The sequence below is a fragment of the Marinobacter sp. M5B genome, from assembly GCF_042604615.1.
In the GTDB taxonomy this organism is placed as follows: domain Bacteria; phylum Pseudomonadota; class Gammaproteobacteria; order Pseudomonadales; family Oleiphilaceae; genus Marinobacter; species Marinobacter salarius.
In genome coordinates this window covers 2,877,519-2,894,815 of sequence record NZ_CP156894.1, presented here as the reverse complement: position 1 = coordinate 2,894,815, position 17,297 = coordinate 2,877,519, and the positions used below count along the sequence as shown (strand labels likewise).

Below are 17,297 nucleotides of genomic sequence, written 5' to 3'. Positions count from 1 at the left end.
TCATTAAGGGAGAGGGCGTCGGCCTTTTTGTTATCTGCTCTATCGGTTCCGTTTAAGCCCGGTGCTGACCATGATGCGCGTAGAGATTTCCTCCACGGAATACGCGGTTGTGTTGAGGTAAGGAATTCGTTCCCGGCGGTACATCAGCTCAATTTCCTCAATTTCATGCATGCACTGCTTCATGGATGAATAACGGGAGTTCGGTCTGCGTTCGTTGCGGATGGTTGCCAGCCGCTCCGGCTCGATGGTCAGCCCAAAAATTTTCTCCTTGTGAGGCCGCAGCGCAGCTGGCATTTGCTGGTCGTCCAGATCTTCCTCGGTTATGGGATAGTTGGCCGCCTTTACACCATATTGCAGGGCCAGATACAGGCAGGTGGGCGTCTTGCCGCTGCGAGAGGCGCCGACGAGAATCAGGTCTGCCTCGTCGTAATGACGCGTGCGGGCGCCGTCATCGTTATCCAGCGCAAAATTAACAGCATGGATGCGCCGTTCGTAGCTGCCTTCGTTGTTGATGGCGTGTGATTTGCCAACGGTATAGGACGACGAGGACTGCAGCTCCTGTTCCAATGGATTCAGGAAGGTACCGAAGATATCCACCATGAAACCGTTTGCGCCGGCGATAACATCGCGGATATCGCTATTAACGATGGTGTCGAAAACCAGCGGCCGCATGCCATCGATTTCCTCCGCTTTATTGATGCGCTTGACCATCTCCCGGGCTTTGTCAGCGTCATCAATATATGGCACCGTAATGCGTTCAAACTCAATTTTCTCAAATTGTGCCAGAAGGCTGTGCCCCAAGGCCTCGGCGGTCAGGCCGGTGCCATCGGATATAAAGAAAGCGGTTCGTTTCATGGTGTGCGGTCCGGCTCCGTATTTGGCGGCTACCCTAGGTAAATTCCACAGGTTACAGTATCATACACGCCAAGTTCGAGAGCCCGCAGTGGAGAATGCAGTAATTGCAGGGTTGAAATCAGCTCCACCTGTCCGGTTTGGCTCTTTGCTACAATGAATCAAGGGAGACACGCTTTGGAAGATTACATTATCTGGTTTGATCACCTGGGAATGTCAGACGTTGACCGGGTCGGGGGAAAGAATGCCTCCCTCGGTGAAATGATCAGTAATCTTGCCAACGCAGGTGTTACCGTTCCGGGTGGCTTTGCTACAACCGCTCACGCCTACCGTGAATTCCTGGCCAAAGACGGTCTTCGTGAAAAGATCGACAACGCTTTGGACGCTCTGGACATCAATGATGTGAACGAGTTGGCTCGGGTCGGCTCCGAAATTCGCCAGTGGATTCTTGATACGCCATTTCCGGACGCGCTGGAAAAGCCACTTGCGGACGCCTACGCAAAGCTACGTGACGGCAACGACAACCTCGCGGTGGCGGTGCGTTCGTCAGCCACTGCGGAAGATCTTCCGGATGCGTCATTTGCTGGCCAGCAGGAGACTTTCCTTAACGTTGTGGGCCTGGAACAGGTGCGGACGTCAGTAAAGGAGGTCTTCGCCTCCCTGTTCAATGACCGCGCCATTTCCTATCGTGTCCACCACGGTTTTGATCACAAACAGGTAGCCTTGTCTGCTGGCATTCAGAAAATGGTGCGCAGTGAGACCGCTGCCAGTGGCGTTATGTTCACCCTGGACACGGAATCCGGTTTCCGGGATGTCGTGTTTATCACCGGCTCCTACGGCCTGGGTGAAACGGTGGTGCAGGGTGCTGTGAACCCCGATGAATTCTACGTTCACAAGCCCACCCTCACGGCGGGCAAGCCTGCCGTTCTGCGCCGCAACCTGGGTAGCAAGGCCATCAAGATGGTTTACCACACTGACCCCGCCGCAGAGCAGTTTGTGGAAACGGTCAAGGTTGAACAGGACGAACGTAATCGCTTCTGCATCACTGACGCGGAAGTGGAAGAACTGGCCAAGCAGGCCATGATCATCGAAAAGCATTACCAGCGCCCGATGGACATTGAATGGGCGAAAGATGGCGACGACGGCCGTATCTACATTGTGCAGGCCCGTCCGGAAACCGTTAAGAGCCGCGCTTCGGCCAACGTGATGGAGCGCTATCTGCTCAATGAGACCGGCACCATCCTGGTGGAGGGCCGCAGTATCGGCCACAAGATTGGCAGTGGCCCGGTCAAGATCATCACCAGTATCAAGGAGATGGACCGCGTACAGGCGGGCGATGTTCTCGTTACGGATATGACCGACCCGGACTGGGAGCCGGTGATGAAGCGGGCGTCCGCCATCGTAACCGACCGCGGTGGGCGTACCTGCCATGCTGCCATTATCGCGCGGGAGCTTGGTATTCCGGCCGTGGTGGGCTGTGGCGATGCCACGGAGATTCTGAAAGACGGCCAGGAAGTGACGGTGTCCTGTGCCGAAGGCGACACCGGGATGATCTACGAGGGCAGCCTCGATTTTGAGCTGAAGGAAAACACGGTAGACTCCATGCCCGCCATACCGTTCAAAATCATGATGAACGTGGGTAACCCGGACCGGGCCTTCGACTTCCAGGCGTTACCCAATGAAGGTGTCGGCCTGGCGAGACTCGAGTTCATCATCAACCGCATGATTGGCGTTCACCCGAAGGCGCTGCTGAATTTTGACGGCCTGCCGCGAGATATTCGTCAGACGGTGGAGAAACGGATCTCCGGGTACAGCTCGCCGGTGGACTTCTACGTCGACAAGCTGGTCGAGGGAATATCCACCCTTGCCGCTGCCTTTGCGCCCAAGAAGGTGATTGTGCGGCTGTCCGACTTCAAGTCCAATGAATACGCCAACCTGATCGGCGGTACCCTTTACGAGCCCGATGAAGAAAACCCGATGCTGGGCTTCCGTGGTGCCTCCCGGTATATCTCCGAAACCTTCCGTGATTGTTTCGAGCTTGAATGCCGGGCGTTGAAGAAAGTCCGTAATGAAATGGGGCTGACCAACGTTGAGATCATGGTGCCTTTTGTCCGCACGGTGGGAGAAGCCGAGCAGGTGGTGAACCTGTTGGCGGAAAATGGTCTCAAGCGTGGCGAGAACGGATTGCGTGTGATCATGATGTGCGAGCTTCCCGCCAACGCCCTGTTGGCCGAGCAGTTCCTGGAGCACTTTGACGGCTTCTCGATTGGTTCTAACGACCTGACCCAGTTGACCCTGGGGCTGGACAGGGACTCCGGCATCATTGCCCACCTGTTTGACGAGCGGAATGACGCCGTCAAGGCGTTATTGGGCAGTGCTATCCAGGCCTGCAAGAAGGCCAATAAGTACATCGGTATCTGCGGCCAGGGGCCCTCGGATCATCCTGACCTGGCCAAATGGTTGATGGATCAGGGGATCGATTCCGTATCCCTGAATCCGGACTCGGTACTGGATACCTGGTTCTTCCTCGCGGACGAGAAAATCGACTGACCATTTCGAGAAAAGGAGCACGTGCGTGCCTATCGTAACCCCTGATCTGTGTGACGATTACCCCGAAATCCTGGTGGTAGAGCCGGGTTTCCGCAACTTTGGTGGCGTGGACGCCTTCGGGGGCGAGATCGTGACGGTGAAATGCTTTGAGGACAATTCCATCGTTAAGGAACAGGTTGCCCTGCCGGGTAACGGTCGTGTGATGGTTGTCGATGGTGGCGGATCAAAGCGGGCCGCTCTGCTGGGTGACATGCTGGCCGAGAAAGCGGCGGGTAATGGTTGGGCTGGCCTGGTGATCTATGGCTGCATTCGCGATGTAGATGTCATTGGAAAGACAGCCCTGGGAGTGCAGGCGCTGGGTACGCATCCGCGCAAGACCGAGAAGCGTGGAGTGGGTGATCTGGACGTGCCGGTCACCTTCGGAGGCGTGACCTTCCATCCTGGCCATTACATCTATGCCGATAACAACGGTATCGTGGTTTCCGAAAAGCCACTGAAGATCGACTGATACGGCCGTTTGCCCGGTAGTTCCCCCGTACTCTACCGGGCTACATTTCCCTTGACCGCACCGGTCAGCGTTTTACCTTTACAATCTCCATCCCCAGGAGAAACCCATCCCCGTCAGGAACACAGCGAAGCACGCGGCAGACCGTTTCGAATGGCGGGAATTGCTCGCTGGTGGAAGGTAGAAGGGTGTGGATTTCATCCCCTTCGGCAAACGCCCTTTCTACGTATAGCTGCATGCCAGTGCCGCTGAGATCCCGGCAAATGCCTGGAATCGCGACGCCATTGCTGTCTGTGAGTTCGATTTCCGAGTTCATTGTCATGCGGTGGAAATCGCGTTTTTCTGAATAGTCCTTCATGGTTTCAGACATCCCGGCACCTCGCGGTTGTTGTTTTGTTAGTTATAAATGCTAAGGGCGGAAGCGTCAAAGAATTCATGGGAATAAAAATTCGGGAAGCCCTTATATTTAGTATTTAGGTTTCCCGAATGACACTATATGTGGGTTTTCGAAGAGGCGCTTCCTCCAACGTCTCCCGCGATGGGGAGGTGTTCTATGCCCAGTTGTCCGTTTTCCGTGAAGGCTTGAGCAGCGGGATAACAAGGGCCAAAATCACCCCGAGCAGCACAAGGGCTGCACCCAGTAGCATGAAATCGGATTCCTTTTTGGCTTCCAGGCGCTCCTTTTCTGCAGTGAGCACTTCCAGGTCGTTGCGCAGCTTCTGGTTCTCTTCGCGAAGCTCGCTATTCCGCCGATTCAGATTGATGGAGTCCGAAGCGACTTCCTTGATATTACGAAGTTCTTCGCTGAGTCTTCCTGCGCGGGCTTCCAGGGACTCTTCCGAGCTCCTGAGTTCGTTCCGTTCCGTTGTGACTTCCTCAAGCTGCGTCCTGAGATTATTCAGTTCATTGCGGGCTTGTTCCAGTTGCCGGTTGGTGGCTTCCAGACGTTGGCGCGCAATAGGAGTGTCGGTGAGATAGCGTGACACCATCCAGCCTTCGATGCCGTCCGGCGTGCGTACACGGCTATACCCTGATTCCGATGTTTCCAGCAGCTCAAGCGAGGTTCCGCTCCGGACTCCTGAGTGCAGGATTCGGTACTGTGTCCCTTCACCACTTCGGATCGGAGCGTAGAGCGTGTCATCGACATAAACGGTTTTGGCGTGGGTTGACGTTGCAGCCACCATCAAAACGATAATGCAGGTAATCAGACGTAAAGGCGTCACTGGTTTTATTCCCTGGAACAGCGATTTAAGGCGCAATTTTGTCATAGATGCCGGGTCATACAAGGTGGAGTTCATTACAAAAAGCTCATGGTGCCAGGTGCAGGCAACCGTGCGCCCTCAGGGCAGTACAGCCTTGAAGGGTTTGACGATCACTTTCTGGTACACACCGGCATCCACGTAGGGGTCGGCATCGGCCCAGGCCTGGGCCGATGCCAATGAATCAAATTCGGCTACAACCAGGCTGCCGGTGAACCCTGCGTCACCGGGTTCCGGTGTGTCCAGGGCCGGGTGGGGACCCGCGACCAGAAGGCGGCCTTCGTCTCTGAGCAGCTTTAGCCGTTCAATGTGGGCAGGACGGGCAGAAGACCTCAGCGGCAGGCTGTTCTCGACATCTTCGCTGATGATGGCGTAGTACATGATATTCTCCGGATATTTACTGACACAGTGTAATACCTGGCTGGTACACTGGCGTTGATGGTATTTACTCTGAAATCGGGAAAGATGTGACTATAACCCAAGAAGCTGACTTCTGCATTGATCTGCATTGCCACACGACGGCGTCCGACGGCGCGCTGCCACCGAAGGAATTGGTCGCACGTGCGCACGCCAGAGGTGTTACCCACCTTGCCATAACAGATCACGATACCATCGCCGGGCTTGAAGAAGCATCGGAGGCCGCACGGGAGGCTGGTCTTACGCTGATCGCCGGTACCGAGCTGTCCTGCCTCTGGAAAAGTCACACCATACACGTAGTCGGGCTTGATTTTGACGTTGATGACGACCGTCTGAAGCAGGCATTGGAGCGGCAGAACACGAACCGTTGGTCCCGAGCCCGCACCATTACCGACAAGCTTTCAAAGCTGAAAATTGAAAACCTGCTCGAGAAGGCAACGGATAAGGCGGGCGGCGACGTGCCCGGTCGGCCTCATTTTGCCAGGGTGCTGGTGGAAGAGGGGGTGGTAAAGGATATCGCCCAGGCGTTCAAGCGCTACCTTGGAGCTGGCAAGGCGGGGGATGTAAAGGGTTTCTGGCCTGAATTGCCGGAGGTAGTCCGGTGGATTACGGAGGCCGGAGGTGTGGCCGTGCTGGCTCACCCCAGGAAGTACAAGCTTACCGCAACCAAACTGCGCGCGCTCGTTGCCGACTTCCGTCAGGCGGGAGGCCGGAGTATTGAAGTCTCAACGTCGGGGCAGTCCAGCGGTGATCTGGGCTTTTTGGCGGAACTGTGTCGTCGGGAAAACCTGCTTGCCTCCCAGGGCAGCGATTTCCATTTTCCCGGTGCACCCTGGTGTGAGCTTGGGGTCATCATGAAAATGCCAGACGGGCTTGAGCCTGTCTGGCATCATTTCAAACAACCGGCAGGGGTTCCCGCAGCGGTTTAATCCGGTGCGTGGAACAGCAGGTATAGGTCGGTCAGCGAGTCGGGAATGGCGTCCGCCATTTGCCGGGACAGTTTCTCGCTGTTGCGGACATTCTGGAAGTCTTCATCCTCGAACAGCCCAGACAGCGTGAGCATCGGCACCAGCAGGTCTGCGGTTTCCTCCTCGCCGGCTTCCAGCCAGGCTTCCTCATTCTCGAGGAAGGTGTCCACGAACCCGGCACACCAGTTCTCCAATGCATTCATCGGATCGCCATCTTCAGGTTCCGGCAACTCAAGGGGCTGGCCCATGTCCAGTGCGTGTGCCATATCCCTGCCGAGTTGCTCAACGGCCTGGCGGAACACATCCGGAACCTGGCCGCTGGGCGCCTGTTCGGCGCCCGTGGCCAGCCTGAAGATGTCTTCAGTGCTCAAGGATGTCGGGCCTACCACGCTGGCGCAGACAACCCCATGCAAACCGAAGAAATCCAGGGCCTCGTCGCCCCAGGGTTCTGCGAAAAGGATGTCTTCCAGCGCTTCGATGTCCGAATCTGATAGCATTCGTCAGTTACTCCTGGCCTTTTTGGCCTCTTCGGCTGCCCGCTGACGCTTACGGACTTCCCTCGGATCATTGTAGGCACGGCCCGGGGTTACCGGTACACTCACCTGCTCACTCGGCTTTTCTTGCTCAGCCGCGGGCTCAACCGGCTTCTCTGCAGGTTTTTGCGTTTCCTCTGCCTCGGAGGCCTCGGCTTTCGGTTCCGCCGCTGGTTTGCTGGTCGTTTCCTGCGGTTCTTTCACCGTATCCGCTGCTGCCGGCTCGCTCGCCGGGGTGGCGGTATCGGGTTGTTCCGCTTTCTCGGTTTTGGTTGCCGTCGGCTCAGCGTCAGCAGTGCTGTCGGCCTTGGATTCAGCCTTGGATTCCGCCTTGGGTTTGGTGTCAGCTTCTGTTGGTTGTGGCTTGGCATCCACTTCCTGCTTGGGGGTTTCGGCCTCTACCACGGCCTCTGGGGTTTCTTTGCCCGGAGTTGCCTTTTCAGCCTTGTCGGCCGTCGTCGCATCTGCGTCGGTGGGTTCAGCCTTCTTTTCAGCTGGTTTCCTGGATGACCGGCGTGGACGGGCAGGGCGTTTCGGCTTCTCCTCAGCAATAGTCTCGGACTCTGCTTCAGATTTCACTGCCTCATTGCCCGCGGTGTCCGGCTGGTCGGGCTTCGCGGTGCCAGACGTTGCCGGCTGCGGCTGTTTTTCGGGCGCTTTATTGGGCTCCGCACTTTCGGCCGTTGGTTCCGCAGGTTTCGTCGCCGATTTCTCGACCGGTGCTTCCGTCGCGCTTTCCGCTGACGTCGCTTCGACAGGCTTTTCAGCCACGCTTTCCGCCGGCTTCGGCTCTGCCGTATTGGCCGCGGCTACGTCCGGCTTTCCTGCGGGCTGAGTTGCAGGTTGCTTGTCGGTCTGCTCTTCCGGCTGAGTATCCTTCTGATGCCTTTCGCTGCGGGCGGACTTCCGATCTGCCGGTGTTGACGCCGGGTTTTCAGCAGGGGAGCCGTCGCGATTACGATTACGTCTTGGTTTGCGACGTTTTTCATCGGAGCCGGACTTGTCGGCGGCAGCGCTTTTCTGGGAACTGGTGTCCTGTTGTTCCTGACGGTCCTTCTGGTCCCTGCTGGTCTGGGGCTTGTTGCGCCCTTGCCCGCGTCCCTGGCCGTCTTTGCGGTTGCCATCCCTGCGGCTATCGGCTGTCTTGTCGGCGCTCTTGTCAGCACTTCCCTGCTGGCCCTGGCCACTGCGGCCCTGGTCGTCTCCGCGATTGCGGTTTGCACCTCGGTTACGTCCCCGGTTGTCATCGCTGCGGCTGCTGTCGCCACGATTGGCGCCGGCCTGACGGCGGTCAGCACCACTGCGATTTCCGGAGCGGTTGTCGTCGCGGGCCACCCTGGATTTACGACGGTCCTGGCGGTCCTGGGTACGGCGGTCGTCACGGTTGGAGCCGCTAGGCTGTTCCCGTTTCACTGGTGGTTCACCGATGACTTCCTCACCGCTGAAGAAATCCGCAATCTTGCGGCCAAGTTTGCGGAACAGGCCATCAGTCTGTTCGGCCGGGGTTTCTTGCGCTGCCTTTTCCGGGGCAGGTGCGGGCGCAACCGGGCGAATGGCTTTCACCGCTGCCTGTTCGCGGACCGGTGGCTGGGCAGCAGGGGCCTCGAAGATTTCTTCTTCCCGTTCACTGTATTCCTGAGCGACCTGGTAGCTCGATACATGCTCCACGCCGGTCTCATCGTCACGCATGCGCAGGATTTCGAAGTGAGGTGTTTCCATGTGAGGTGCGGGAACCACCACCACTTCTACTTCCTGGCGTGCTTCGATGTCGGCCAACTGCTTGCGCTTCTCGTTTAGCAGGAATGTGGCAACGGCGACGGGCACCACGGCACGGACCTGGCCGGTCTTTTCCTTGGAGGATTCCTCGTAGATCAGGCGCATGATGCTCAGGGCCAGAGACTCAATGCCCCTGATGGTGCCCTGGCCTTCACAGCGAGGGCAGACTTCGCTGCGGGTCTCGCCCAGGGATGGGCGCAAACGCTGGCGAGACATTTCAAGCAGGCCAAAGCGTGAAATCTTGCCCACTTGTACCCGGGCGCGGTCGATTTCCAGTGCTTCGCGCATCTTCTGCTCGACTTCGCGCTGGTGCTTGGCCGGGGTCATGTCGATAAAGTCGATCACGATCAGGCCGCCCATGTCCCTGAGACGCAGTTGGCGGGCAATCTCTTCCGCCGCTTCCAGGTTGGTCTGGAGCGCGGTTTCCTCAATGTCGTGGCCCTTGGTGGCACGGGAGGAGTTGATGTCAATGGACACCAGTGCCTCGGTGGGATCGATCACGATGGAGCCACCGGAGGGCAGCTTCACTTCACGCTGGAACGCGGTCTCGATCTGGCCTTCGATCTGGTAACGGCTGAACAGGGGGATTTCGTCCTTGTACAGCTTGATCTTGTTTTCGAACGAGGGCATGACGGCGCGAACGAAGTTCAATACATCCTCGTACACCGTTGCGGCGTCAATCAGTACCTCACCAATGTCCTGGCGAAGATAGTCGCGTACAGCGCGGATAATGACGTTGCTTTCCTGGTGAATAAGGAACGGCGCCTTGCGCTCACCGGCGGCCTGGGTAATGGCCTCCCAGAACTGGACGAGGTAGTCCAGGTCCCACTGCAGCTCTTCGGTGGTGCGGCCGATGCCGGCGGTACGAACGATGATGCCCATGGACTTGGGCACCTGTACATCGTTCATGGCCTCTTTCAGCTGCGCCCGCTCTTCACCTTCGATACGACGGGAAATGCCGCCGGCGCGAGGATTGTTGGGCATGAGCACGAGGTATCGGCCCGCAAGGGAGATAAAGGTGGTGAGGGCTGCACCCTTGTTGCCACGTTCTTCCTTATCCACCTGAATAATGACTTCCTGACCTTCGGCAACCACATCCTTGATGTTGATCTTGCCTTCAATCTGGCCGGGTGATTTCTTGAAATACTCCTTGGAGATTTCTTTGAGAGGAAGGAATCCGTGGCGTTCCGCGCCGAAGTCCACAAAAGCGGCTTCCAGGCTTGGCTCTACACGGGTTATGCGACCCTTGTAGATATTGGCTTTCTTCTGCTCACGGGAGCTGGATTCGATGTCGAGGTCAAACAGACGCTGGCCGTCAACCAGGGCTACGCGCAACTCTTCGGGATGAGTCGCATTGATCAGCATTCTTTTCATGGAAAGAAATGGTTCCTGTCGTTTGGTTTGGACAGAAAACCTGGGGAATAGCATCAGCGAAGCAGAACTTGCGTGCCGTGGGCCCCTTGTAACAGGGGTAATCCGACGGCCAGACGAATCAGATCCCTGCGGGGAATTTTCCCGGGGTTCCGAGGCCACCGCCGACGGTTCGCCTGCCTGTGGGCAGGAAAGAGTCGCTTTGGGTCAGAGTCTGTTGGCGCATGTTATCCGTTTTCAGGTTCACGCGGGTGCCTGGGTCTCACGTCGTATTCGTATGCTGGACGGCCCGGCCCTGCGTGCTGGTAATGATTCTTCGCGATGTCGCCCGACGGTTTTCCGTACGGTTTCTTGTTCCCCCGGCTTCTGGACAGTCGCTGTAATCAGCGTCTTCCGTTTTGGCCCGGGAGGATTTCAATCGCCGAGCCCGGTAATGATTGGGCTTTCGGCGTTCAAACTCTCAAATAGTGTCGGTATACTCCTGCCGCTCCGGCTTCTGGCATACTGGCCAGGCCGTAGACAAACGGCAGAGCACGCCGGAATATAACAGTATTCGCCGGCTCCTTCAATCCCGCAGGGTTTCCAGCGGTAAGGTATCCATGTCCAGATCGACCAGGCAAAAACGTCCCTCTTCGTCATCGCAGCCTGTCAGTGGCGAAAAGAGTAGCTCTGTGCCCGGCTCCAGAGGTGGCGAAATCAGGCAGGGTGTGCGAAAGGTGGTGGTTGATGAGGATAACCACGGTCAGCGCGTGGACAACTACCTGATGGCGCAGATCCGGGATGTACCGCGCAGTATCATCTATCGGATTATCCGCAAGGGCGAGGTGCGCGTGAACAAGGGCAGGGTGAAGCCCGACACCCGTCTGAATACGGGTGATGAGGTGCGCATTCCACCGGTTACCCGAAAGGAAAAGCCGGCGCAGGTAGTTCCAGGCTCCCGGGTTCAGGGGGTCATGCAGGACGCGGTGGTGTTTGAAAATGATCAGATGCTGGTGGTTAATAAGCCATCCGGTATAGCGGTTCACGGTGGTAGCGGGCTGGATTTCGGGCTGATCGAAGTCTTGCGGGCGGCGCGGCCGGAGGCCCGGTTTCTGGAGCTCGTGCATCGGCTTGATAGGGATACATCGGGGCTGGTGATGGTTGCAAAGAAGCGTTCTGCGTTGCGTTATCTGCAGGACGAGTTGCGTCACAAGCGTATTCGTAAGCATTATCATGCTCTGGTGGCGGGCGACTGGCCTGGGGCTGTCAGGAAGGTCAGCGAGCCGTTGCTGCGGTTTGAGCTTGGCTCCGGTGAGCGCCGTGTTCGCGTGGATGAGGCTGGAAAGGACTCTCTCACCCGCTTCCGGGTATTGGACTCCTTTTCAGGGTATACCCTGGTTGAGGCCTCACCGGTAACCGGTCGCACCCATCAGATCCGTGTTCACAGTGCCTGGGCGGGGCATCCGATTGCTGGCGATGACAAGTATATGGATGATGTAAGCCTGCGGGCATTTCGTTCCGCCGGCGGTCAGCGTTTAATGCTCCACGCCCGCGCCCTGGACTTTACGCTGCCCTCCACGGGAGAGCCAGTTCATCTTGAGGCTTCCTATGATGAGGCTTTCAGCGAACTCATGGCCAAGCTGGCGGCGCGCCGGAAGGCCTCCGAATAATCCGTTGTTCTGTGGTTCGCAAGCAGAATGACCGCACCAAGGTAGTATCAATGGACGTAAAGGTCGTGATTTTTGACTGGGACGGAACGCTGGTGGATTCCGTTGATCATATTGCCGACAGCCTTCATCAGGCGGCCACCGAGCTGGGGTATCCGGAACTGGAGCGGGAAGCCTATCGCGATATTATCGGCCTGGGCATGATTGAAGCTCTGGAAAAGCTATATCCCGGTATAACGCGGGAGGAAATGACGGCGATTCGCGAAGGTTATGCCCGTTATTTTTTCTCCAAGGTGACTACGCCCCAGAATGTGTTTGCGGGCATGGCGGACGTACTGGCTGACCTTCGTACAGCGGGGCGCGGCTGCTCGGTGGCCACCGGCAAGAGCCGCCGCGGCCTGGAAGGTGCTTTGGTGTCCAGCGGGCTTGGGCCGCATTTTGATATCACTCGCTGCGCGGATGAAACCCGCTCCAAGCCCGACCCGGCAATGCTCGGAGAGATCATCCGCTTTTACGGCATTGAGCCGGCGGAAGCGGTTATGATCGGCGATACCCGGTACGATCTTGAGATGGCCCAGCGTATCGGGATGCCGTCTATTGGTGTGGAGTGGGGTGTGCATAAACGTGATGTGCTGGGGCATTACGCACCGCACGCGGTCGTCGATTCGGTAAAAGACCTGCGCGACGTACTCGGCCTCTGAGCCGCAACAGTAACAGGAAGTAGCAATGAGCGATTGGGAATCAGACAGGCATCCTGGCTGGGGGAGCGAACCAGAAAACCCGGAAAGCGGGGCGAAAAGGCCTGAGGGAAGTCGCCGCAAGCCGGCGATGCCGCCGGAGTCGGCTCGTGATTGGAAATTGATCGAAAAGTTGGTGATGTCTCTGCAGTCAGAGCAGCGAAAAAGCCGTCGCTGGGGGATATTTTTCAAGCTGCTGACGTTCGGGTATCTCTTTGCCTTGCTGCTGATGATCCAGTTCCCGCTAAGCGGTGCGCTGGAATCCGCTGCCAAGGGAAAGCATACGGCACTCGTTGAGATCGAGGGCACTATTGCGGCAGATGAGCTCGCCAGCGCCGACAACATCGTAGGTTCCCTGCGCGAAGCGTTTGAGGCAGAAAATTCGGTGGGGGTGATCCTGCGCATCAACAGTCCGGGCGGCAGTCCGGTCCAGTCCGGTTACGTCTATGACGAAATCGTTCGGTTGAGGGGTGAGTATCCGGAGAAAAAAGTGTACGCGGTGATTTCCGATATTGGTGCCTCTGGCGCCTACTATATTGCTGCGGCTGCTGATGAAATATACGCCGACAAGGCGAGTCTCGTGGGTTCCATCGGTGTGGTGGCCGGAGGTTTCGGATTTACGGGAATCATGGACAAACTGGGGGTCGACCGCCGTCTGTACACGGCGGGTGAGAACAAGGCGTTCCTGGATCCGTTCTCACCGGAGGAAGAAGAAGAGGTGCAATTCTGGCAAGACGTTCTGGAAACCACTCACAGTCAGTTTATCGAGAGTGTGCGGAAGGGGCGGGGTGATCGGCTTGCGGATGACGAGCAACTGTTCTCAGGGCTGGTCTGGAGTGGTGAGCAGGCGCTTGAGCTTGGCCTGATTGATGGTCTTGGCAGTTCTTCGCATGTGGCGAGACAGGTGATAGGCCAGGAGGATCTTGTGGACTACAGCCGCCGAGAATCGCCGTTCCAGGAAATTGTTGACCAGTTCGGCGTTTCTGTGGGCAGTGGTATTGCCCGCTACTTCGCTGAATCGCGGCTGGAGCTGCGCTGAGGGTCGTGGGGCTGATGCAGTGGATTCAGCCCCCAATTTAGCAGCATTCTGGTGAGTGCGATCAACGGCAGCCCGATCAGGCTGTTCGGATCGTCCCCTTCCAGTCGCTTGAACAGGGTGATGCCCAAGCCTTCCATTTTGAAGCTGCCTGCGCAGTCGTAGGGTGTCTCAGTGTGTAGGTAGTTGTCGATTTCGTCCGCGTCTAGCTCCCGGAAATAGGCATGGAAGTGTTCGCAGTGGCTCTGCCGTTCGTTGGTGCCGGAATCCAGCAGTACCAGGCCCGTCAGGAATGAGACTCTCTGGCCGCTGCTGCGCTTCAGCTGCTGCACGGCGCGCTCATGGTTTCCCGGCTTGTTCAGCACGGTGCCATCCTCGAGGCAGGCAATCTGGTCAGAGCCGATGATCCAGTGGTCAGGATAATCCCCGGCGAGCGCTTCGGCTTTCTTTAGCGCCAGTCGCACGGCCAGCTGTTCCGGGCCTTCACTTATCTCTGGTGATTCATCGACGTTCGGTGATGCGGCCTGGAAGGGCAGTCCCAGCCGTTCCATCAGCTGTCGCCGGTAAGGTGATGATGAGGCAAGCAGAAGTGGGCGGTGTTGCATTGGGTTCCTTATGTCATTGCTTGGTATTATCGTAGAATACACCTATCCGCAGTGTAACCCTTGCCCAAAAGCGCATGAAGTCTTTGACAGCGGGCGGTCAGGTCCCTAAAATTGCGCGCCTATGTCAAAAGCCTCAAGCACCGAGCTGCCCAAAACTGTCGATCCTTACCGATTGGCAGAGCAACAAATAGTGTTGGAGGGAGAAATTCCTCTGCAGGCATTGTCTCGTTTTGGTGATTCTGTATTTGGTTTTGAGGACGGCGCAGTGTGCCGGGTGAGCCTGTCATTCTCCATGGACGGCGAACGCCGACGCATGGTGACAGGTGAGCTGGAAGCACCGGTTACCCTGGAGTGTCAGCGCTGCATGGGGCCCATGCAAAAGACACTGGTCTCCCACTTTACATTGGGGTTGGTGACCAGCGATGAGCAGGCCCAGCAGTTGCCAAAAGAGCTTGAACCGTTTCTGACGAACGATTTCAGCGCGGATTTGTGGTCCTTGACTGAGGACGAACTGTTGCTGGTTCTGCCGCCGTTTCCGCTTCATGAGCGTGACGAATGTCCCGCCCGAGAAGAGCTGGAAGCCTTTGAACCGGATGAATCCGGGGACGAGCCGGTCAGGAAGTCTGAAGACAACCCGTTCAGCGTACTGGCGGATCTCAAGACAAAGAAACATTAATCAGGCGTCGTTTTCCCTGGAAACCGTCGCGAATTTAACGAACACACGTTTATCAGGTCAGGAGCATAATCATGGCTGTACAGAAAAATCGAAAAACCCGCTCAAAGCGCGGTATGCGTCGTTCACACGATGCTCTGAGCACGGCAGCTCTGTCCACTGACACCACGACTGGTGAAGTGCATCGTCGTCACCACGTGTCGCCGGACGGTTTTTACCGTGGCAAGCAGGTAATTGAGGCTCGCGACGAGTAAACCGTCGCGAGCAATCCACCCGCCAGTGCGAGATGGAGGAACGGTGAAGCCGGTCACCATCGCAATTGACGCCATGAGTGGTGATCGCGGAGCCGATGTTGTGGCCTCCGCTGCACTGGATGCGGTGAAAGAAAACGAAGCCTTGAGTCTCGTTCTGGTAGGAATCCGGAGTGAGCTAGAGGCTTTGTTGCATCCTGGGCACTCGCGAATTCGTATCGTCGAAGCTGCCGATGTCGTGCGGATGAATGAGCGGCCCTCCCATGCGCTTCGCCACAAACGCAATTCGTCCATGGCCGTGGCGCTGGGGCTTGTTCGCGATGGCGTTGCTCAAGGTTGTGTCAGTGCTGGCAATACCGGCGCGCTCATGGCGTTCGGCCGTTCTGTTATCCGTATGTACCCGGGTATTGAGCGCCCTGCAATCGCCAAACTGATTCCGTCGCTTCGGGGGCGTTGCCACGTGCTCGATCTGGGCGCCAACGTGGACTCCACTGCGGAAAACCTCTATCAGTACTCACTGATGGGCTCACTGATGGCATCGGCCATCTGCAATCAGCCAGAACCTCGAGTCGCTCTGCTTAATGTTGGCGAAGAGGAGATCAAGGGCAATGAGCAAGTGCGGCTTGCCTCTCACATGCTGGCCCAGTGCGATACCATCAACTACATCGGATACATCGAGGGCAGTGATCTGTTCCGCGACGTGGCGGATGTGGTGGTGTGCGACGGTTTCGTCGGGAATATTGCCCTGAAGACGGGTGAGGGCGTTGCCGGTCTGCTGATTGAGTTGCTGGAACAAGCCTTTACGAAAACGTTTTACGGCAAGTGCGTCGGCTTCTTCGCGCGGCCGATCATCGGACGGCTGCTCCGGCTTATGGACCCCTCAAGGCATAACGGTGCCAGTCTCCTTGGCCTTCAAGGGGTGGTGATAAAGAGCCATGGCAACGCCAACGAGCGCGCCATGCTGGCCGCCATACGTCAGGCGGTTCGTGAAGTTGAGCTGGAAGTGCCCAGCCGCATAAACGACCGTCTCGATGACCTGATGATCTGAGCGCTCAAGCCTTAACCTGTCCCTGAGACTAAAGTCTCTCCCCATTTTTGCTAGATTGGCTGGATCGGCCCCCAGGTTGTACTATTGGCTAATCTCCCGTAACCCCTCATTGACGGTAAGATTCCCACTATGAAATCAGCCTTTATTTTTCCCGGACAAGGATCGCAGTCTGTCGGTATGCTGGGAGCAGCAGCCGAGAACTGGCCGATCATAGAAAAAACGTTTTCCGAAGCCTCCGATGTACTGGGGTATGATCTCTGGCACCTGTGCCAGCATGGCCCTGCGGAAGAGCTTAATCAGACCACGGTTACCCAGCCAGCGCTGTTGGCGGCGAGCGTCGCGCTCTGGCGGCAGTGGTTTGTAGCAGGAGGTCAGGCGCCTGACTTTGTCGCCGGGCACAGCCTGGGTGAGTACAGTGCGCTGGTTGCAGCGGAAAGCCTGAACTTTTTTGATGCCATTAAACTGGTGCAACTGCGTGGCGAGCTCATGCAGGCCGCCGTGCCAGCCGGCGAAGGCAAGATGGCAGCCATTCTTGGTCTCGAAGACGACGACGTAACCGCCGCCTGTGCCGAGGCGGCGAATGGTGACGTGGTTGCCGCCGTCAATTTCAATGCCCCTGGGCAAGTAGTGATTGCTGGTGCTGCTGGAGCGGTTGAACGCGCCATCGAAGCCTGCAAGGCCCGAGGTGCCCGCAAGGCCATGCCATTGCCGGTGAGTGTGCCTTCCCACTGTGCCCTGATGAAGGGAGCCGCGGAGGAACTGGCAACCGCGTTGGACGAAGTAACGTTTAACGATGCTGTCATCCCGGTAGTTCAGAATGTTACCGCTTCCGTCGCCCAGGACAGTGAATCCCTCAAGGCTAATCTGGTCAAGCAGCTATACTCTCCGGTGTTGTGGACCGATACCGTTCGTAAACTGGTGGCAAATGATGTGCGGATCGCTGTAGAGTGCGGCGCCGGTAAAGTCCTTGCAGGGCTGGCGAAGCGCATTGACCGTGAATTGTCGGTTTACGGCATTGACGAGCCGGATGCGCTGGCAAAGGCGTCAGAGGCATTTGGACAGTAATAAAT

At 57.3% G+C, this 17,297-nt stretch carries 17 protein-coding genes; 10 read left to right on the top strand and 7 right to left on the bottom strand.

Annotated features, from left to right (window positions below; all coding sequences use genetic code 11):
- Positions 1 to 39 precede the first annotated feature (39 nt).
- Positions 40 to 855 (bottom strand): pyruvate, water dikinase regulatory protein, encoded by an 816-nt coding sequence (locus AAGD24_RS13090; protein WP_007154087.1) that lies wholly within the window; start codon positions 853 to 855, stop codon positions 40 to 42.
- Between the two features lie 210 nt (positions 856 to 1,065).
- Here AAGD24_RS13090 and ppsA point away from each other — a divergent pair, with 210 nt between their 5' ends.
- Both ppsA and rraA read left to right on the top strand, forming a co-directional pair.
- Positions 1,066 to 3,402 (top strand): phosphoenolpyruvate synthase, encoded by a 2,337-nt coding sequence (gene ppsA / locus AAGD24_RS13085; RefSeq protein WP_379867347.1) that lies wholly within the window; start codon positions 1,066 to 1,068, stop codon positions 3,400 to 3,402.
- A 25-nt stretch (positions 3,403 to 3,427) separates the two neighbouring features.
- Positions 3,428 to 3,910, top strand: a complete 483-nt coding sequence (rraA, locus tag AAGD24_RS13080) for a ribonuclease E activity regulator RraA (RefSeq protein ID WP_036205000.1) — start codon at positions 3,428 to 3,430, stop codon at positions 3,908 to 3,910.
- A gap of 64 nt (positions 3,911 to 3,974) precedes the next feature.
- Here the strand turns inward: rraA and AAGD24_RS13075 are convergent, their stop codons facing one another.
- The 3 genes from AAGD24_RS13075 to AAGD24_RS13065 form a co-directional block, all read right to left on the bottom strand.
- A complete protein-coding gene (locus AAGD24_RS13075) occupies positions 3,975 to 4,277 on the bottom strand; it encodes a PilZ domain-containing protein (RefSeq protein ID WP_226909933.1) in 303 nt (100 codons plus the stop codon).
- 181 nt (positions 4,278 to 4,458) lie between these two features.
- Complete coding sequence (locus AAGD24_RS13070; protein ID WP_036205846.1) at positions 4,459 to 5,130, bottom strand: TIGR04211 family SH3 domain-containing protein; 672 nt, start codon at positions 5,128 to 5,130, stop codon at positions 4,459 to 4,461.
- A gap of 117 nt (positions 5,131 to 5,247) precedes the next feature.
- Positions 5,248 to 5,547: a YciI family protein gene (locus AAGD24_RS13065; protein ID WP_007154082.1), complete on the bottom strand. Its 300-nt coding sequence runs from the start codon at positions 5,545 to 5,547 to the stop codon at positions 5,248 to 5,250.
- Positions 5,548 to 5,633: 86 nt separating this feature from the next.
- Here AAGD24_RS13065 and AAGD24_RS13060 point away from each other — a divergent pair, with 86 nt between their 5' ends.
- Positions 5,634 to 6,512 (top strand): PHP domain-containing protein, encoded by an 879-nt coding sequence (locus AAGD24_RS13060; RefSeq protein WP_075194777.1) that lies wholly within the window; start codon positions 5,634 to 5,636, stop codon positions 6,510 to 6,512.
- On the opposite strand, the gene AAGD24_RS13055 is transcribed toward AAGD24_RS13060, so the two are convergent.
- Both AAGD24_RS13055 and rne read right to left on the bottom strand, forming a co-directional pair.
- Positions 6,509 to 7,048 carry a YecA family protein gene (locus AAGD24_RS13055; protein WP_007154080.1) on the bottom strand — a complete coding sequence of 180 codons (540 nt, stop codon included), beginning with the start codon at positions 7,046 to 7,048 and terminating at the stop codon, positions 6,509 to 6,511. The genes AAGD24_RS13060 and AAGD24_RS13055 overlap by 4 nt on opposite strands.
- Positions 7,049 to 7,051: 3 nt before the next feature.
- Positions 7,052 to 10,234 (bottom strand): ribonuclease E, encoded by a 3,183-nt coding sequence (gene rne, locus AAGD24_RS13050; protein ID WP_379865346.1) that lies wholly within the window; start codon positions 10,232 to 10,234, stop codon positions 7,052 to 7,054.
- A gap of 704 nt (positions 10,235 to 10,938) precedes the next feature.
- Here rne and rluC point away from each other — a divergent pair.
- Genes rluC through AAGD24_RS13035 form a run of 3 tightly spaced genes read left to right on the top strand, consistent with a single transcriptional unit; the run spans position 10,939 to position 13,653 of the window.
- A complete protein-coding gene (rluC, locus tag AAGD24_RS13045) occupies positions 10,939 to 11,880 on the top strand; it encodes a 23S rRNA pseudouridine(955/2504/2580) synthase RluC (RefSeq protein ID WP_198324934.1) in 942 nt (313 codons plus the stop codon).
- A gap of 50 nt (positions 11,881 to 11,930) precedes the next feature.
- A complete protein-coding gene (locus tag AAGD24_RS13040; RefSeq protein WP_085680086.1) occupies positions 11,931 to 12,578 on the top strand; it encodes an HAD family hydrolase in 648 nt (215 codons plus the stop codon).
- Between the two features lie 25 nt (positions 12,579 to 12,603).
- A complete protein-coding gene (locus AAGD24_RS13035; RefSeq protein ID WP_036205005.1) occupies positions 12,604 to 13,653 on the top strand; it encodes a S49 family peptidase in 1,050 nt (349 codons plus the stop codon).
- On the opposite strand, the gene AAGD24_RS13030 is transcribed toward AAGD24_RS13035, so the two are convergent.
- Positions 13,620 to 14,255 carry a nucleoside triphosphate pyrophosphatase gene (locus AAGD24_RS13030; RefSeq protein WP_036205007.1) on the bottom strand — a complete coding sequence of 212 codons (636 nt, stop codon included), beginning with the start codon at positions 14,253 to 14,255 and terminating at the stop codon, positions 13,620 to 13,622. The two genes, AAGD24_RS13035 and AAGD24_RS13030, sit on opposite strands and share 34 nt — an antisense overlap.
- Before the next feature lie 121 nt (positions 14,256 to 14,376).
- Here AAGD24_RS13030 and AAGD24_RS13025 point away from each other — a divergent pair, with 121 nt between their 5' ends.
- The 4 genes from AAGD24_RS13025 to fabD all read left to right on the top strand — a co-directional run bounded on the left by AAGD24_RS13025 (position 14,377) and on the right by fabD (position 17,292).
- On the top strand, positions 14,377 to 14,931 hold the full coding sequence (locus AAGD24_RS13025; RefSeq protein WP_085680088.1) for a YceD family protein: 555 nt from the start codon (positions 14,377 to 14,379) through the stop codon (positions 14,929 to 14,931).
- Between the two features lie 71 nt (positions 14,932 to 15,002).
- The gene (gene rpmF, locus AAGD24_RS13020) at positions 15,003 to 15,182 is read left to right on the top strand and encodes a 50S ribosomal protein L32 (RefSeq protein ID WP_036205010.1); all 180 of its coding nucleotides are present in this window, start codon (positions 15,003 to 15,005) and stop codon (positions 15,180 to 15,182) included.
- A 43-nt stretch (positions 15,183 to 15,225) separates the two neighbouring features.
- Positions 15,226 to 16,227, top strand: a complete 1,002-nt coding sequence (gene plsX, locus AAGD24_RS13015; protein ID WP_227517892.1) for a phosphate acyltransferase PlsX — start codon at positions 15,226 to 15,228, stop codon at positions 16,225 to 16,227.
- A gap of 129 nt (positions 16,228 to 16,356) precedes the next feature.
- Positions 16,357 to 17,292 carry an ACP S-malonyltransferase gene (fabD, locus tag AAGD24_RS13010; RefSeq protein ID WP_075194783.1) on the top strand — a complete coding sequence of 312 codons (936 nt, stop codon included), beginning with the start codon at positions 16,357 to 16,359 and terminating at the stop codon, positions 17,290 to 17,292.
- The last annotated feature ends 5 nt before the right edge of the window (positions 17,293 to 17,297 follow it).

Coding starts and splice junctions, on each gene's coding strand:
- AAGD24_RS13075 (WP_226909933.1), bottom strand. CDS start 4,277: ATGTCTGAAACCATGAAGGACTATTCAGAAAAACGCGATTTCCACCGC.
- AAGD24_RS13040 (WP_085680086.1), top strand. CDS start 11,931: ATGGACGTAAAGGTCGTGATTTTTGACTGGGACGGAACGCTGGTGGAT.
- ppsA (WP_379867347.1), top strand. CDS start 1,066: ATGTCAGACGTTGACCGGGTCGGGGGAAAGAATGCCTCCCTCGGTGAA.
- AAGD24_RS13055 (WP_007154080.1), bottom strand. CDS start 7,048: ATGCTATCAGATTCGGACATCGAAGCGCTGGAAGACATCCTTTTCGCA.
- AAGD24_RS13025 (WP_085680088.1), top strand. CDS start 14,377: ATGTCAAAAGCCTCAAGCACCGAGCTGCCCAAAACTGTCGATCCTTAC.
- fabD (WP_075194783.1), top strand. CDS start 16,357: ATGAAATCAGCCTTTATTTTTCCCGGACAAGGATCGCAGTCTGTCGGT.
- AAGD24_RS13090 (WP_007154087.1), bottom strand. CDS start 855: ATGAAACGAACCGCTTTCTTTATATCCGATGGCACCGGCCTGACCGCC.
- AAGD24_RS13035 (WP_036205005.1), top strand. CDS start 12,604: ATGAGCGATTGGGAATCAGACAGGCATCCTGGCTGGGGGAGCGAACCA.
- AAGD24_RS13030 (WP_036205007.1), bottom strand. CDS start 14,255: ATGCAACACCGCCCACTTCTGCTTGCCTCATCATCACCTTACCGGCGA.
- AAGD24_RS13065 (WP_007154082.1), bottom strand. CDS start 5,547: ATGTACTACGCCATCATCAGCGAAGATGTCGAGAACAGCCTGCCGCTG.
- rpmF (WP_036205010.1), top strand. CDS start 15,003: ATGGCTGTACAGAAAAATCGAAAAACCCGCTCAAAGCGCGGTATGCGT.
- rne (WP_379865346.1), bottom strand. CDS start 10,234: ATGAAAAGAATGCTGATCAATGCGACTCATCCCGAAGAGTTGCGCGTA.